Raw genomic sequence first — 17,414 nt, 5'->3', positions numbered from 1 at the left:
GCATCAATTCAAGCAATTGTTTCTGCTGTTGATACAACGACTTCTATTGCAAGTGAAGTAGAAGAAAAAGCGAAGCAGTCTGATACATTGTCTTCAGAAATGGTTGAAGCTTTAGGGCATAGTACTCGTGTCTTTACGTCTTTAATTCAAGGTATTCAAACATTGGCAAAAGAAAATGAAGATTCAATGCAAAATGTACAGAAGTTAGAAGAACGAATGAAACAAGTAGAACATATTGTGTCTGTTGTGAGTGCGATTGCTAGCCAAACGAATTTATTAGCACTAAATGCTTCTATTGAGGCAGCTCGCGCAGGAGAGCATGGAAGAGGCTTTGCGGTTGTTGCGGAAGAAGTACGTAAACTTGCTGATGAAAGTGATCATTCTGCAAGAAACATATCGCAGTTATTACGGAATATGCAAGATGAAGTACAACAAGTTGCAATGAAAATGACAGAACAAATGAAAATAGCTAAAGAAGAGGCGAAACGTGGGGAAGCTACGGAATTAATTTTAAAAGAAATGTCATCAAGTGTTATGGAAGTAGCCGATGCAACTCAGCAAATTAGTAGTTATATGAATGAACAAGTGAGCCATATTCATCAAACAGGAGCACAAACAAAAGCTGTAGCAGCAATTGCTGAAGAAACGTCAGCTGGTTCGCAAGAAGTAGCACGTGTGACGCTACAACAATCTAAAAATATGATAGTAATCGATCAATTATTAAAGGATTTAGAGAAGCAAGCAACTGATTTGAAACAAACAATTGAACGATTTTCAATGTAAAAGGAAGAACAGAATATTGTTCTTCTCTTTTTTATTTAGCTTGATTTAATATTTACAGTTAAACTATGAACGTTTCCGCAACATTCTTTTCTGTCCCTTTCGGATGAAAATTATAGCGAGCTATAATATTAAAAGGGGTGTCTTTTATGAAAAAAGAAAAAAGACAACGGTTAATTAAACAATTTGTAAAGGAGTATGAAATAGATAAGCAAGAAAGATTAGTAGAATTGTTAGCAAAAAAAGATGTATTAGTAACACAAGCTACGGTTTCTCGCGATATTCGTGAGTTAAACTTAACGAAGGTACCTTCTCAAGAAGGATTAATGATATATAAAGTTTTCTCAGAAGAGCATTTACAAACTGATATAAAGTTAAAGAAAAAATTACGAGAAGTTGTTGTAAAAATTGATTGTGTAGATCAATTAATGGTTATTAAAACATTACCTGGTAATGCACATGTTATTGGTGTTTTATTTGATGAGTTAGATTGGAAAGAAAAAATAGGATGTATATGTGGAAATGATACATGCCTTATAATTTCACAGTCGAAATCAGATAGGGAGATTATAGAAGAAAGATTAAATTTAATTATTTAGATGCAAAAATCCTGTTTTTAATAAAATTAAAAACAGGATTTTTGTTTAAATACGGAAGTTAAATATTCAACATATATGCGTAATATATGTATTTTTTATTGAGAAAGCAAGATAGTTTGTTATAAAAATACATATTCGTATGATTTTAAAAAAATAACTTGTTTAATATTTCACAATGATAATGTGGATGCTTTCACAAAGATGAAAGTACAGAGCATTTATTATGTACTTGTAAGACATCAAACATATTTAAAAGGAGGTACAACAAATGAAACATCCGATACATGTTACTTCAGAAATTGGGGAATTACAAACGGTTTTATTAAAACGACCGGGTAAAGAAGTGGAAAACTTGACGCCAGATTATTTGCAGCAATTATTATTTGACGATATTCCATACTTACCAATTATTCAAAAAGAGCATGATTATTTTGCACAAACGTTACGCAATCGGGGTGTTGAAGTTCTTTATTTAGAAAAACTAGCCGCTGAGGCGTTAGTAGATAAAAAACTTCGAGAAGAATTTGTTGATCGTATTTTAAAAGAAGGACAGGCCGACGTAAATGTTGCACATCAAACTTTAAAAGAATATTTACTTTCCTTTTCAAATGAAGAATTAATTCAAAAAATTATGGGCGGTGTACGGAAAAACGAAATTGAAACAAGTAAGAAGACACATTTATATGAATTAATGGAAGATCACTATCCGTTTTACTTAGATCCAATGCCTAATTTATATTTTACTCGTGATCCAGCAGCTAGCGTGGGCGATGGCTTAACGATAAATAAGATGAGAGAACCAGCGCGTAGACGTGAATCATTATTCATGGAGTACATCATTAAATATCATCCAAGATTTGCAAAACATAATGTACCAATCTGGTTAGATCGTGATTATAAATTTCCGATTGAAGGTGGCGACGAGCTAATTTTAAATGAAGAAACAATTGCGATTGGAGTATCTGCTCGTACTTCAGCTAAAGCAATTGAACGTTTAGCTAAAAATCTCTTTAGCCGACAAAATAAAATTAAGAAAGTGTTAGCAATAGAAATTCCAAAATGTCGAGCATTTATGCATTTAGATACAGTATTTACAATGGTTGATTATGACAAGTTTACAATTCACCCAGCCATTCAAGGGCCAAAAGGGAATATGAATATTTATATTTTAGAAAAAGGATCAGATGAGGAAACTCTTAAAATTACACATCGTACTTCTTTAATGGAAGCATTAAAAGAGGTATTAGGCTTAAGTGAATTAGTTCTTATTCCATGTGGAGGAGGAGATGTAATTGCTTCTGCTCGTGAACAATGGAATGATGGCTCGAACACATTAGCAATTGCGCCAGGTGTAGTTGTTACATATGATCGCAACTATGTATCTAATACGTTATTACGTGAACACGGTATAGAAGTGATTGAGGTGCTAAGTTCGGAATTATCTCGTGGTCGTGGGGGTCCACGTTGCATGAGTATGCCAATTGTTCGTAAAGATATTTAGTATAAATAACGGAGAAAGTAGGGATGAATTATGTTAATGACTAGACCAAATTTAAAAGGAAGAAGCTTTCTAGCAGAAAAAGATTTTACACAAGAAGAATTGTTATATTTTCTAGATTTGGCAGCAGAATTAAAAGAGAAAAAGAAAAATGGTATCCCGCATCATTATTTAGAAGGTAAAAATGTAGCGCTCTTATTTGAAAAAACTTCTACTCGTACGCGTTGTGCATTTACAGTAGCATGTACAGATTTAGGGGCAAATCCTGAATATTTAGGGAAAGGTGATATTCAACTTGGGAAAAAAGAATCTGTAGAGGATACAGCAAAAGTGTTAGGGCGTATGTTTGACGGAATTGAGTTTCGTGGATTTAATCATGAAACTGTAGAATCTTTAGCACAAAATTCTGGTGTGCCAGTTTGGAATGGATTAACAGATATGTGGCATCCAACACAAACACTAGCAGATTTATTAACAATTAGAGAACATATAGGGAAATTGAAAAATGTGAAGCTCGTTTACGTTGGCGATGGGCGAAATAATGTTGCTAATAGCTTACTAGTTGGTGGAGCAATCGTTGGAATGGATGTACGTATTTGTACACCGGAATCTTTATGGCCTGCACAAGAAGTAATTGATTTAGCAAAAAAATATAATGAACAAGTAATGATAACAAGTAATGTGGAAGAAGCTGTTGCGAATGCAGATGTAATTTATACAGATGTATGGGTGTCTATGGGGGAAGAAGAAAAATTTGCTGAACGTGTCGAGTTATTGAAACCTTATCAAGTAAATATGAAAATGATTAAAGCAACAGGGAATGAAAACGTGATTTTCTTACATTGTTTACCTGCATTTCATGATGTTGAAACGATGTATGGCGAAGAAGTTTATGAGAAATATGGGTTGAAAGAAATGGAGGTAACTGACGAAGTATTCCGCAGTAAACATTCAAAAGTATTTGATCAAGCTGAAAATAGAATGCATACAATTAAAGCGGTTATGGCAGCTACTTTAGGAAACATGGAGTAAAGAAGAAAGGGAGTCTTCCTTTCTTCTTTCTCCTCCTTTAGACACTATCATTCACTATTGCTTTTGTATTGTTATTGCAATTAAAGAGAGGTGAGTGGAATGGGTGAAGATAAGAAATTAGGGTTGTTTACACTAACGGCTCTTGTAGTTGGGTCTATGATTGGCGGTGGAGCCTTTAATTTAGCGAGTGATATGGCAAAAGGTGCTGGTGCTGGAGCCATTATTATTGGCTGGGTTATAACAGGAATTGGGATGATCGCACTCGGATTATCTTTTCAAAATCTAACTGTAAAACGGCCAGATTTAGATGGTGGTATTTTTAGCTATGCAAAAGCAGGGTTTGGTAATTTTATGGGGTTTAATAGTGCGTGGGGATACTGGCTATCTGCTTGGCTTGGGAATGTAGCTTACGGTACATTATTGTTTTCTTCATTAGGATATTTCTTCCCGATCTTTGAAGGCGGTCAAAATGTAGAATCCATTATTGGTGCAAGCGTATTATTATGGTGTGTTCACATGTTAATTTTACGTGGAGTTCAATCAGCAGCCCTTGTGAATTTAGTAACTACAATCGCAAAATTAGTACCTGTATTTGTATTTATTGTCATAGGAATCTTTGCGTTTCATATTGATACGTTCTTAGATGGATTTTGGGGGCAAACTGGTTCTTTTTCATGGGGAGCAGTTGGCAGCCAAGTTAAAAGTACAATGCTTGTAACTTTATGGGTATTTATTGGGGTAGAAGGGGCTGTTGTTTTATCCAGTCGAGCAAAAAATAGAAGTGATGTAGGGAAAGCAACCGTTATTGGCTTAATTGGTACACTCATCATTTACATTTTAATCACATTATTGTCTCTTGGACTTATGCAGCAAGCAGACATTGCAGGTTTGAAAAATCCGGCTATGGCTTATTTGTTTGAAAGTGTTGTTGGAAAATGGGGTGCTATCTTTATTAATTTAGGTTTAGTCATCTCTGTATTAGGTGCTTGGTTAGGTTGGACTTTGCTCGCTTCTGAAATTCCATATTTAGCGGCTAAAGATGGAGTATTTCCAAAATGGTTCGCAAAAGAAAATAAAAATAAGGCTCCAGTAAATTCATTATGGATAACAAATGGTTTAATACAAATATTCTTGTTAACATTCGTCGTTTCTGATCAGGCGTATAACTTTGCATTCTCTTTAGCATCTTCAGCTATTTTAATCCCATATGCTTTTTCAGCATTTTATCAACTGAAGCATAGCTTAAAGTCTGAAGAAGCAGATCGAAATAAAAATATAATAATTGGCTTGATCGCAAGTATTTATGGCGTGTGGTTAGTTTATGCAGCCGGTTTAGAGTATTTATTATTAACAATGACTTTATATGCGCCAGGTATTTTTATTTTTTACAATGTTCAAAAGCAAAAGAGTTCGAAGCAAATATTTACTCGAGTGGAATTAGCATCATCCGTAGCAATTGGTGCTTTAGCATTCTTTGCGATTTATGGATTAATTACAGGCAGTATTACTTTATAAAGCGCTGTGAAAGCGAAATCAACTGGAGGGCTGGAATATGGCACGAAGAAAAATTGTAGTTGCACTAGGGGGAAATGCGATACAGTCTGGAGAAGCTACTGCGGGAGCGCAGCAAGAAGCGTTGGAAAAAACGGCAGAACAACTTGTGAAAATAATGGAAAATGATGTGGATATAGTAATTGCGCATGGAAATGGCCCACAAGTGGGGAATATTTTATTACAGCAAAAAGCTGCAGAAACGGAAAAGACACCTGCAATGCCATTAGATACTTGTGGGGCAATGAGCCAAGGGATGATTGGATATTGGATGGAAAATGCAATTGAAAAGGCATTGAAAAAACGGAATATAAACAAAGATGTAGCAACGGTTATAACACGTGTTGTTGTGGATAAAAAAGATGAGGCATTTAAAAATCCAACTAAACCAATTGGTCCTTTTTATACAGAAGAAGAGGCCAGAAAATTAATGGATGAAACAAAAGCAGTGTTTAAAGAAGATGCTGGTAGAGGATGGAGACGTGTTGTTCCATCACCGAAGCCTGTAAGTATTCATGAACATAAAGTGATTAATTCTTTGGTCGAAGATGGAAACATAGTGATAGCTGTGGGCGGAGGTGGAATTCCAGTAATTGATTCTGAAGAAGGGTTAAAAGGAACTGAAGCGGTTATCGATAAAGATTTCGCTGCGCAGAAATTAGCAGAATTAGTAGATGCCGATACGCTCGTTATTTTAACTGCAGTTGATTATGTGTATGTAAATTATAATCAACCGAATCAAAAAAAATTAGAGCATGTCACAGTGAATCAATTAGAAGAATATATTGAAGAACAACAATTTGCTGCGGGAAGCATGCTTCCAAAAATCGAAGCTGCTATTAATTTTGTTAATACAAATCCAAAAAGAAAAACGATTATTACGTCTTTAGAAAAAGTATATGAAGCACTAGAAGAAAAAGCCGGTACTATTATTTCAAAACAGAATGTATGCATGTATGTTTAAATTATTATGTACGCTACTTAGTAGTAAAAAAAGAATGAGGTTAATAACTTCATTCTTTTTATTTATTAATATTTTTTGTACTCATTGTTCATAAAGTTTTCATGATGAAATCTGAATATACAAGTTAATTATGATAAAATTCAAATTGAATACGCTTTCTTGATTTTTCGCTCCAACATACAGCAAGAGAGAGGGAATTTTATGAATAGACGGAACGTAGTGAAAGACTTAAAGCAGTTCGAATTATTTGCTCATTTAACAGAAAAAAAATTGAAAGGCTTAACAGAGTTTGTTTATTGGCGAACTTATAAAAAAGGTCAATTTTTATTTTTAGAAGGGGATTCAAGGGAAAGAATTTACTTCATGTTAGATGGTTTTGTAAAGTTAGAGCGGGTTAATCAAAATGGGAACTTATTATACGATGACTATGTAAAGCGGTATTCTATTTTTCCTTATGGTGGTATGTTTACAGACAGAGGATATAACTATACAGCAGAAGCAATGACGGATGTGGAGGTATATTATATTCCAACGGTAATCTTTGAAGATATGGTAAAGTCCAGCAGAACACAATTGATGTACGTTGTTCAGCAATTATCATCTATATTAAAATTGAACGAAAATCGAGTGCAAAATATTACAATTCCTAATGCACAAGATCGTGTTATCCAAACGTTAAATTATTTAATGCAGGATTTAGGAGAACAGAGTGGAGAAAAGATTGTAATTTCATGTCCACTTACAACAATTGAAATATCCAAAATATCTGGAACATCTCGAGAGACAGTTAGCAGCGTATTAAAACAATTAAAAAATGATAGCATTGTTACAATTTTAGATAAAAAAATTACAATACATGATCCAACATATTTTGAAGAAATCTCTATGTGAAAATTGTATATTGATTTTTTAATTCATAGTGTATATTAATAAGGTTCTTTATATATTTATAAGGAACTTTTTTACGTTATCCTCTATAAAAAGATTGTATAGTATGGTAATAATAGCTAAAATCGATAATAAAATACAAAGTGAAGGGGAGAAAGAATGATTCGTATTGAGTATGATCGATTAGTAGCTATTTGTTACAGTATAGGGGTTTTGTTATTATTAAAAATTCCAAATGATAATGAATTAATTGGGGAAAAACTATTCAATGTCTATAAGATTCCGATACATACGTATGTTTATATGGATTATAAAGTCTCAAATATATTGATTGTTTCTTTCATACTACATGTAATTGCATTTATATTATTTTTAAAATGGCTAGGAAAAAAGGAGTCTAGTACATTTAGAAAAATGAATAAAATAAAAGTAGTAGGTACTAGTATTTTGATTGTAATGATGCCGTTTATTTTAAATACAATCCTCCAGACATTGAATAAAACATGGTATTATGCAGGAAAAACAGGGGTAGAAGCAATAGAATATAAAAAAGAAGATAGCCAGTGTAGAATGGAGAAAAATGGAGAGAATATCCAACCGAAGTGCATTGTTACTTTAAAAAATTATCGTAATCATTCACAAGCATTAAAAGTTGTTTTATATGATAATGCAAACGAGAATTCAAAAAGCTATCCAGTACCGAAACCAGTCTATTTACAAAAACATGAGACAAAGCAATTTGAATTTCAAGTTCCTGTTTCTTATAATAGAGGTATTGAAAAAGATAAAGTACCAAATATTAAATTACATTCATTGCATGAAAATGATACGAAATACAATTAATCTGTAAGTAAAAGTTTATGAGTAGGAGCAAGAATTTGAAACGATATAGAAAATCAACTTGAATCATCCAACATACTGCGAGGTAACGGTATATTGGATGATTTTTTTATGTTATCCCCTTTTTTCACGTATGAAAAGGAGGAATACTTTGTTGGAAATGAAAAACATCACAAGGATCATACATGGTTTTTACTTTACGTAATCTGTGAAAGTTAGAGCCATAATAACTAGTTTGCCAATTTTTAATGTCGATATCGGGCCAGTTCACATAGTCACCTAGTGTATAAGGATCTAAGCTTTCTCGTAAACCTTTAACCCAGCGTATATTTCGATTTTCTTCATCATCGCATTTCCAAGAGGTAATGTATTCTTGAGCAATAATTGCTTTACGATGAAAATAAGCCGTTTCATTCGGCGAAATATTTTCAACAGCACCTATGAGCGATTGATGCCAAATACTAGCATCTTTATTTGGTGCATGAGAAAGAAAGGATTGCATGATTTGAATGCCTTTAAGGGGAATAGGTTTATAGACATAGGAACCAGAGCGCTTAAAATTTTCAGGGATGTTACCTCCATTAAAAAATTCAACAGCCTTTATATAAGGAACTTCTTCTATAAAGAGAGAGGGGCTACCAGTTTCAAGAAGAGGGGATAATAGGGAATGGAGTTCAGAGGGAGAACCGACAAACTCGCCTTGTGCTTCAATTTTATTTCGTTGCTTGGCGAATAATTCGATCGATGAAGTGAGACGTTCATCTATATAAGGTGCCCAGTTTTGCCACGCTTGAAATGCAGCAATAAAGTCTTCCCATTCCCATGTAATTGAGAAAATTGATACATTTTTTATCGGGTGGACTCGAAAAGTTAAGGAAGTGACAATTCCGAAGTTTCCACCACCGCCACCACGGCATGCCCAAAAAAGGTTAGAGTTTTCTTGTTCATTTGCACGAATGAGTTTTGCACCAAATTTTCCACACGCTTGTACCATTTCCACTTCCATTAATTGATCACATGTTAATCCAAATAAGCGCGAAAGCATACCAATACCACCGCCAAGTGCTAATCCAACAACTCCAACGCTTGCACTTGTACCAGCAGGAATTGTAACACCGTAATTCCAAAGTTCTTTATAAACAGTGCCAAGATTTGCACCAGCCTCAATTGTTGCTGTTAATTTCTCTGTATTAACAGTAATGCGATGCATTTCACTCACATCAATAATAAGTCCTCTATTTAAAAGAGAAAAATTTTCATAGCTATGACGTCCACTTCTTAACCGAAATGGTATATGACGTTCACGTGCCCATTTTAAGGCGTTACAGACATCCTTGTTATTTTGACAAAAAACAATAATACAAGGGAGTTTTGGAATACTTAAATTTAAATTCATTCGGGCTACGTCGTAGTCAGGATCTGTGGGAACAACGATACGACCTGTTAATTTTGTTTGCTTCAATTTATTACTCCTTTCTAAAATAATCAGAGTTTTTTATTAATATATGAAAAATGTCTGTAATACGCGTGGACAAGGAGAGGTGAAGAATGAGATTTACCTTTGTGAGAAATAAATAAAGCATAAGAATAAAGAATCTACATAGAGTTCAATGAAAACAGTTGCAAACTGTTCATATTTTGTTATGATAGTGTTACGAAAACGTTTGCATAAAATTTCCGATGGGATGCAAAAGGAGAGAATGACTATGAATAAGACATGGTGGAAAGAAGCGGTTGCTTATCAAATTTATCCACGAAGCTTTATGGATTCAAATGGTGATGGTATTGGAGATTTACAAGGTATTATTGCAAAACTGGATTATTTAAAAGATTTAGGTATAGATGTAATTTGGATTTGTCCAATGTATAAGTCGCCTAATGATGATAATGGTTATGATATTAGTGATTATCAAGATATTATGGATGAGTTTGGTACAATGGCAGACTTTGATGCTTTACTAGATGAAGTTCATAAGCGTGATATGAAGCTTATTATTGATTTAGTTATTAATCATACGAGTGATGAACATCCATGGTTTATTGAATCACGTTCATCTAAAGATAATCCGAAGCGTGATTGGTATATTTGGCATGATGGTAAAGATGGTGCGGAGCCAAACAACTGGGAAAGTATTTTTAATGGTTCGGCATGGGAATATGATGAAGAAACAGAACAATATTATTTACATTTATTCTCACGTAAACAACCAGATTTAAACTGGGAGAATAAAGAAGTTCGCGAAGTACTATACGATACGGTTAATTGGTGGCTTGATAAAGGTATTGATGGTTTCCGCGTTGATGCGATCAGTCATATTAAAAAAGAAGAAGGCCTCAAGGATATGCCAAATCCAAAAGGGTTAAAATATGTGCCATCTTTTGATAAACATATGAATGTGAAAGGTATTCAACCTTTATTAGAAGAGCTAAAAGAAAATACATTCTCTAAGTACGATATTATGACTGTTGGTGAAGCAAATGGTGTTAAGATTGAAGATGCTGAGCTTTGGGTTGGAGAAGAGCAAGGTAAGTTCAATATGGTATTCCAATTTGAACATTTAAGTTTATGGGATGCAGAGAAGAAGAAAGACCTTGATGTTGTAGGATTGAAAAAAGTATTAACGAAATGGCAAAAAGGATTAGAAAATAAAGGATGGAACGCTTTATATATTGAGAATCACGATAAACCACGTATCGTTTCAACATGGGGAGATGATAAACAATATTGGCGTGAAAGTGCAACAGCTCTAGGGGCGATGTATTTCTTTATGCACGGTACACCTTTTATTTATCAAGGCCAAGAAATTGGTATGACAAATGTTCAGTTACCAAATATTGAAGATTACGATGATGTAGCAATTAAAAATTTATATCGCGAGAAAATTGCAGAGGGCGTACCACATCAAGATATGATGGAGATTATATGGGCTTCTTGCCGCGATAATTCACGTACACCTATGCAGTGGAATGATGAGATGAATGCTGGTTTCACAACAAGTACACCTTGGTTTAGCATGAATCCAAATTACAAAGAAATTAATGTTGAAAAGCAAAAAAATGAAGAAAAGTCTATTTTCAATTTCTATAAGAAAATGATTGCCCTGAAAAAAGAGCACGATGTACTGAACTATGGTACGTATGATTTACTTTTAGAAGACGATCCACAAATTTATGCATATACACGTACGTTACAGGATGAAAAAGTCATTGTAATTAGTAATATCTCAAAAGAGGAAGCTGTGTATAATGAGGGTTCATTTGCACTAGAACGCAAACGTTTGCTTTTAAATAACTATGAAGTTGCGGAACATGAAGAAGTAACAACAATTGCTTTAAAGCCTTATGAAACAAGGGTTTATCGCATTTCATAATAAAAAAGGATGCTCTTTGAGCATCTTTTTTTATGAAAAAAAATAAATTTCTATTGCAAAGTGAAAACGCTTTTATTAAAATAGATTTATGAAAACGGTTGCGTAAAGATAAAAATAAAGTAACATAAGGAATCGTTTTCATAAAGGGAACAGAAATTATAATTTAAATCATTATGTTTTTATAAATAAAGGGGAGGAAGAACAGATGAAAATTACGTCTTTTGATTTTTGGCAAAAGTTCGGGAAAGCGTTATTAGTTGTTGTAGCCGTAATGCCAGCAGCTGGTTTAATGATTTCCATCGGTAAGTTAATTGGTATGTCTGCTGGGGATGTTAACGCAGTTCATACAATCGCTCGCGTAATGGAAGACATCGGTTGGGCAATCATTACAAATCTACACATCTTATTCGCAGTAGCAATTGGGGGATCTTGGGCGAAAGATCGCGCAGGTGGTGCATTTGCAGCGCTATTAGCATTCGTCTTAACAAACCGAATTACAGGAGCTATATTTGGGGTAAACGCTGAAATGTTAGCGGATTCAAAAGCGAAAGTTTCTTCAGTAATAGCGGGAGATTTAATTGTAAAAGATTACTTTACTTCTGTACTTGGTGCACCTGCATTAAACATGGGAGTGTTCGTAGGGATTATCACAGGTTTCTTAGGAGCTACTTTATATAACAAATATTATAACTATAATAAACTGCCACAGGCATTAGCATTCTTTAATGGAAAACGATTTGTACCATTCGTTGTAATTCTTTGGTCTACAGTTACTGCGATTGTATTATCACTTCTATGGCCATTCATCCAAAGTGGGTTAAATGAATTTGGTCGCTGGATTGCAGCTTCAAAAGATAGTGCACCAGTTGTTGCACCGTTTGTATATGGAACGTTAGAGCGTTTATTATTACCATTTGGTTTACACCATATGTTAACGATTCCGATGAACTATACAGAGCTAGGCGGAACATATACGATGCTAACTGGTTCAAAAGTTGGACAAGTTGTAGCAGGACAAGATCCATTATGGCTTGCATGGATTACAGATTTAAATAATTTATTAGCAAATGGAGATACGAAGGCATATAACGATTTATTAAATAATGTTGTACCAGCTCGTTTCAAAGCTGGACAAGTTATCGGCTCAACAGCAGCGTTAATGGGGATTGCATTTGCGATGTTCCGTAACGTTGATAAAGAAAAGCGTGCAAAATATAAACCAATGTTTTTATCAGCAGCATTAGCAGTATTCTTAACAGGTGTAACAGAACCAATTGAATTCATGTTCATGTTTATTGCTCCAGTATTATATGTTGTATATGCTATTACAACAGGACTTGCATTCGCGCTAGCTGATTTAATTAACTTACGTGTTCATGCATTTGGATTTATTGAGTTAATTACTCGTACGCCAATGATGGTTAACGCAGGTTTAACAAGAGACTTAATCAACTTTGTTATTGTTTCATTAGTGTTCTTCGGTCTTAACTTTACACTATTTAATTTCTTAATTAAAAAATTCAATTTACCAACACCAGGGCGTGCAGGTAACTATATTGATAATGAAGATGAGGCATCAGAAGGAACAGGAAATGTACAAGACGGTTCATTAGCAACAAAAGTTATCGATTTATTAGGTGGAAAAGAAAATATTGCTGACGTAGATGCTTGTATGACGCGCTTACGTGTAACAGTAAAAGATTTAGATGTTGTTGCACCAGAAGCACAGTGGAAACAAAATGGTGCTTTAGGGCTTATTGTAAAAGACAAAGGTGTACAAGCGGTATATGGTCCGAAAGCTGACGTATTAAAGTCAGACATTCAAGATATGTTAGGTGCGTAATAATATGAAATTGCTAACTTTAAACTGTCATTCTTGGCAAGAAGAGAATCAAATAGAAAAGATACAATACCTTGCTAAAGTAATTCAAGAAGAAGAGTACGATGTCATCGCATTGCAAGAAGTAAGTCAGTCCATACAAGCTGAAAATGTATGCGGTAACAAGAAAAAAGATAATTTTGGACTTTTACTATTAGAAGAGTTAAAAGCGCTACATGTAAAAGATTACAATATTACTTGGGATTTCTCTCATATTGGTTATGATGTGTACGAAGAAGGATTAGCAATTATAACGAAGCATAATATTATAAAAGAAGATACGTTCTTCATTTCAGAAAACGAGGATACAACGTATTGGAAAACGCGTAAAATTGTAAGTACAACAATTGCTTATAATGGTAAGGATATAACGTTTTACTCTTGTCATCTCGGTTGGTGGAATGATGAAGAAGAGTCATTCAAAGGTCAAGTCGATCGTTTGATGGAGCGTGTAGATAGCAATAAGCTCGCCTTCTTAATGGGGGATTTTAATAACAATGCTCGATTGAAAGGCGAAGGTTATGAGTATATGATGCAAAAAGGGTTGTATGACACATATGAATTAGCAATAGAGAAGGATGAAGGAACGACTGTCCAAGGTGAGATTGCTGGTTGGGATGAAAATAAACATAATTTGCGAATCGATCTAATATTGTGTAACCAAAGTAAAAAAGTTCATTCTTCAAAAGTTATTTTTAATGGTACAAACAGAAATGTAATTTCAGATCATTTCGGTGTAGAGGTTCAATTGGATATATAATAGAAGAAATCCTCACAGAGAATAAAAGCTGTGAGGATTTTTTTTAGGAATACAAGTATTTCCAAGAGAAAATACTTGTATTTTTTATGACATTTCATATATATTTGTTATTATTGAATGTAAAACCGATTTGGTCATTTTGTATTCATACTTTGACTCACTTCGTTATATAATGAAGTAAGTGAAAGTTAATGGGAAAAAATAGTACGTTTTTGGTTAATACACGATGTAGAAAGTGATATAATTGCAAAATGTATGTATCATTTTCTAAAGAAGGAAAAATATATAATTAGGTGATAACTTCTATGAAACAGATTTGGCGTATTTATAAGACAGATTTACGGAATGTAGCCAAACATTGGGCTGCAATTGTTATTGTTTTAGGATTAATGATTTTACCATCGTTATATGCATGGTTTAACATTAAAGCTTCTTGGGATCCATATGGAAATACAAAAGAGGTTCCCATTGCAGTTTCTAACCAAGATGCAGGCTCTAATTTAAGAGGGAAAGATATCAATATCGGGGACGAGATTGTAGATTCTCTGAAGAAAAACAAAAATCTTGGTTGGAAGTTTGTAGACGAAAAGCAGGCAATTTACGGAGTTGAACGCGGGGATTACTATGCAAGCATTACAATCCCAAAAGACTTCTCTGAAAAAATTGCAACTGTTCTGGATGAAAATCCACAGAAACCAGAACTTGATTACTATGTAAATGAAAAGGTAAATGCGATTGCACCGAAAATTACAGCAAAAGGTGCATCAGGTATTACGGAAGAAATTAGTAAAAACTTCGTTAAAACAGCGAACGGTGAGATTTTTAAAATCTTCAATGACCTTGGAATCGATTTAGAAACAAACTTACCAAGTATCGAGAAAGTAAAAGATCTTGTCTTTAAGTTAGAAGCGCAGTTCCCAGAAATGAATACATTGATGGATAAGGCGTTAGATGATGCGACTCGAGCAGAGGATGTTGTGAAAGTAGCGCAAAAAGAGTTGCCTGTTGTAGAGAGTGTTATGAATGATGGGCAAGAAGCGTTAGGGAATTTAGATAAATTCTTTGCTAGAAATGATGAAACATTGAATCGCGCTCCGGGAACTATTAAAAATAATTTAACAGTAATGCAGCAGGGATTGGATGCTGCAGCGAAAATTACGGATTACTTAAAAAATCCGGCATTTGACTTTAATCTGACATTGCCAGATCCAGCTAAATTACCAGTCTTACCTAATATAACTATTCCACAAATACCAGAGATTCCAGCATTACCACAAGTGAATGGTGAAGGGTATAAAAATATTGCTAAAAATATTGATCAAACTGTAAACACTGTTTTCAATTCTACTCGTGTTGGAACGGCATATGTAAAGAGTGTTATGGATGGCCTTCAAAATAAAGGCGTGGATCCAGCTGTAGCACAGAAAAATGTGCAGGATGCTTCAAAGCTCCTCCAAGAGCGTATCGATAGTGTTTCATATTTGATTGATTTCTTTACAGCTTTCAAGGAATCAGCTTCCACGGAATTCGGTAAACAGTTCTTTGGAAACAGAGTGGAAAGTTTAACGGTGCTTAAAAATTCTATGGTGGATGCTAACAATAGGGTTAAGCATGTAGGAGATTTAATTAGTTCCGGACAAGAAGTTAAACAAGATGTGCGAGATGCTGTAAATCAAAAATTAGATGCAGTAAATAATTTAGTAAATCAAGCTGAAAAGGATTATAATGCAACGTTTGTAGCTGATTTTGAAAAAGCAGTAAGTACAGCTGAGCAACTGAAAAGTAAGGCTGAAAATGCGCAAGAAAATGCACAGCAGCTTAGAGGCAATTTAAATCAAGATATAAATAAGGCTAATGAGATATTAAACAATGGTAGAGAGAAATATGATAAAGCTGTAAATGATTACAGTAGATTAAAAACGGAGCTTGAAAAAGCAAGAGAAGACTTAAGTAACAAAGGTGTTAATGGATTAGATTCTACAAAAGTAGCCTTAAATGATGTGAATGGACAGTTCAAAGCAGGATGGAATTTAGTTAATGACATGATTCCAGTTCTGGAAAGTACAAATAAAGTGTTAGCTGATGTGAATAGTGATAAAAATCTTAATGGCACAATCGCTAAGTTAAATAAAGTAAAAGATGGTTTCCAAAAAGGAATCGATTTAACTGATAAAGGAATTGACGCTATTAATAAAGGTCAAAAACCAGCAGCAGATGTTATTGAAAGTATTAATCAAGTGTCTAAAAGTGTTTCGGGCCAAATTGGTGACATTTTAGCTAAATATGACTCAGAAATCACTCCAAATTTCAATGCAGCAATTGCTCGCACAAAAGAGATGTCTAAAAACACATCTCAAATTTTAAAAGAGGCAGACAAAAAGCTTCCAGATGTTAAAAAATTACTAGAAGATTCATCAAAAGGTTTAGTAGATGGTAAAAAGAAATTAGCAGACATTAAAGCTGAAATGCCAGCTACTGAGAAAAAGATTAAAGAATTAGCAGATAAAATTCGTGATTTTGAATCTGAAGAGGATTTAAAAGACATCATACGTTTATTGAAAAATGATGTTGAAAAGCAAAGTGATTACTTTGCGAATCCAGTAAATTTAAAAGAAAATAAATTATTTGCGATGCCGAACTACGGTTCAGCGATGTCACCATTCTATACAGTGCTTGCATTATGGGTAGGCGCATTATTAATGGTTTCATTATTAACGGTAGAAGTACACGAAGAGGGCGCGAATTATAAGAGCCATGAAATTTACTTCGGACGTTTATTAACATTCTTAACGATAGGTCTTTCACAAGCGTTTATCGTATCGATGGGAGATATATTCTTACTCGGTACGTACGTAGTCGATAAGTTCTGGTTTGTGTTATTTAGTTTATTTATTGGTGGAGTCTTCGTTTGTATCGTATACTCACTCGTTTCTATTTTCGGAAACGTTGGGAAATCGATGGCGATCATTTTACTTGTACTACAAGTAGCAGGATCGGGCGGAACATTCCCAATCCAAATGACACCAGCGTTCTTCCAAGCGATTTATCCGTTCTTACCATTCACATACGCAATTAGCGCAATTCGTGAAACAGTTGGCGGAATGCTTTGGGATATCGTAACACGAGATTTACTTGTGTTAAGTGCTTTCGTAGTAGTTATGATTGTTGCTGCGTTATTACTGAAAACACCAATTAACAAATCAAGTGAAAAATTTGTTGAGAATGCAAAAGGAAGTAAAATCATTCACTAAA

At 34.2% G+C, this 17,414-nt stretch carries 12 protein-coding genes and 1 pseudogene; 12 read left to right on the top strand and 1 reads right to left on the bottom strand.

Features of this window, described 5'->3' with window-relative positions:
* Positions 1 to 210 precede the first annotated feature (210 nt).
* The 8 genes and pseudogenes from ACTFN4_RS24455 to ACTFN4_RS24420 all read left to right on the top strand — a co-directional run.
* Positions 211 to 783, top strand: a pseudogene (locus ACTFN4_RS24455) (methyl-accepting chemotaxis protein); the annotation flags it as partial.
* A 146-nt stretch (positions 784 to 929) separates the two neighbouring features.
* The gene (gene argR / locus ACTFN4_RS24450) at positions 930 to 1,379 is read left to right on the top strand and encodes an arginine repressor (RefSeq protein WP_000711826.1); all 450 of its coding nucleotides are present in this window, start codon (positions 930 to 932) and stop codon (positions 1,377 to 1,379) included.
* 268 nt (positions 1,380 to 1,647) lie between these two features.
* Positions 1,648 to 2,880 carry an arginine deiminase gene (arcA, locus tag ACTFN4_RS24445; protein WP_000682331.1) on the top strand — a complete coding sequence of 411 codons (1,233 nt, stop codon included), beginning with the start codon at positions 1,648 to 1,650 and terminating at the stop codon, positions 2,878 to 2,880.
* A 30-nt stretch (positions 2,881 to 2,910) separates the two neighbouring features.
* The gene (argF, locus tag ACTFN4_RS24440; RefSeq protein WP_000930289.1) at positions 2,911 to 3,909 is read left to right on the top strand and encodes an ornithine carbamoyltransferase; all 999 of its coding nucleotides are present in this window, start codon (positions 2,911 to 2,913) and stop codon (positions 3,907 to 3,909) included.
* A gap of 99 nt (positions 3,910 to 4,008) precedes the next feature.
* A complete protein-coding gene (gene arcD, locus ACTFN4_RS24435; protein WP_000503412.1) occupies positions 4,009 to 5,424 on the top strand; it encodes an arginine-ornithine antiporter in 1,416 nt (471 codons plus the stop codon).
* Positions 5,425 to 5,461: 37 nt separating this feature from the next.
* A complete protein-coding gene (arcC, locus tag ACTFN4_RS24430; RefSeq protein ID WP_000113951.1) occupies positions 5,462 to 6,424 on the top strand; it encodes a carbamate kinase in 963 nt (320 codons plus the stop codon).
* 201 nt (positions 6,425 to 6,625) lie between these two features.
* Positions 6,626 to 7,315, top strand: coding sequence for a Crp/Fnr family transcriptional regulator (locus ACTFN4_RS24425; protein ID WP_001081905.1), 690 nt, complete (start codon positions 6,626 to 6,628; stop codon positions 7,313 to 7,315).
* Positions 7,316 to 7,471: 156 nt separating this feature from the next.
* A complete protein-coding gene (locus tag ACTFN4_RS24420; RefSeq protein WP_000619186.1) occupies positions 7,472 to 8,155 on the top strand; it encodes a hypothetical protein in 684 nt (227 codons plus the stop codon).
* A gap of 124 nt (positions 8,156 to 8,279) precedes the next feature.
* Here the strand turns inward: ACTFN4_RS24420 and ACTFN4_RS24415 are convergent, their stop codons facing one another.
* Entirely contained in the window at positions 8,280 to 9,614 is a 1,335-nt protein-coding gene (locus tag ACTFN4_RS24415) for an FAD-dependent oxidoreductase (RefSeq protein WP_000814898.1), read from the bottom strand.
* A 244-nt stretch (positions 9,615 to 9,858) separates the two neighbouring features.
* Here ACTFN4_RS24415 and ACTFN4_RS24410 point away from each other — a divergent pair, with 244 nt between their 5' ends.
* The 4 genes from ACTFN4_RS24410 to ACTFN4_RS24395 all read left to right on the top strand — a co-directional run bounded on the left by ACTFN4_RS24410 (position 9,859) and on the right by ACTFN4_RS24395 (position 17,413).
* Entirely contained in the window at positions 9,859 to 11,523 is a 1,665-nt protein-coding gene (locus ACTFN4_RS24410) for a glycoside hydrolase family 13 protein (protein ID WP_001044710.1), read from the top strand.
* A gap of 205 nt (positions 11,524 to 11,728) precedes the next feature.
* Positions 11,729 to 13,366, top strand: coding sequence for a PTS transporter subunit IIBC (locus ACTFN4_RS24405; protein ID WP_000705560.1), 1,638 nt, complete (start codon positions 11,729 to 11,731; stop codon positions 13,364 to 13,366).
* Positions 13,367 to 13,370: 4 nt separating this feature from the next.
* Positions 13,371 to 14,162, top strand: a complete 792-nt coding sequence (locus ACTFN4_RS24400) for an endonuclease/exonuclease/phosphatase family protein (RefSeq protein WP_000771997.1) — start codon at positions 13,371 to 13,373, stop codon at positions 14,160 to 14,162.
* 305 nt (positions 14,163 to 14,467) lie between these two features.
* On the top strand, positions 14,468 to 17,413 hold the full coding sequence (locus ACTFN4_RS24395) for a YhgE/Pip family protein (protein ID WP_234574333.1): 2,946 nt from the start codon (positions 14,468 to 14,470) through the stop codon (positions 17,411 to 17,413).
* Position 17,414: the final 1 nt, after the last annotated feature.

This window comes from Bacillus cereus group sp. MYBK95-2 (assembly GCF_051915225.1).
Classification (GTDB): domain Bacteria; phylum Bacillota; class Bacilli; order Bacillales; family Bacillaceae_G; genus Bacillus_A; species Bacillus_A cereus.
The sequence above is the reverse complement of the archived record's forward strand: the minus strand, read 5'-3'. Positions and strand labels throughout refer to the sequence as shown.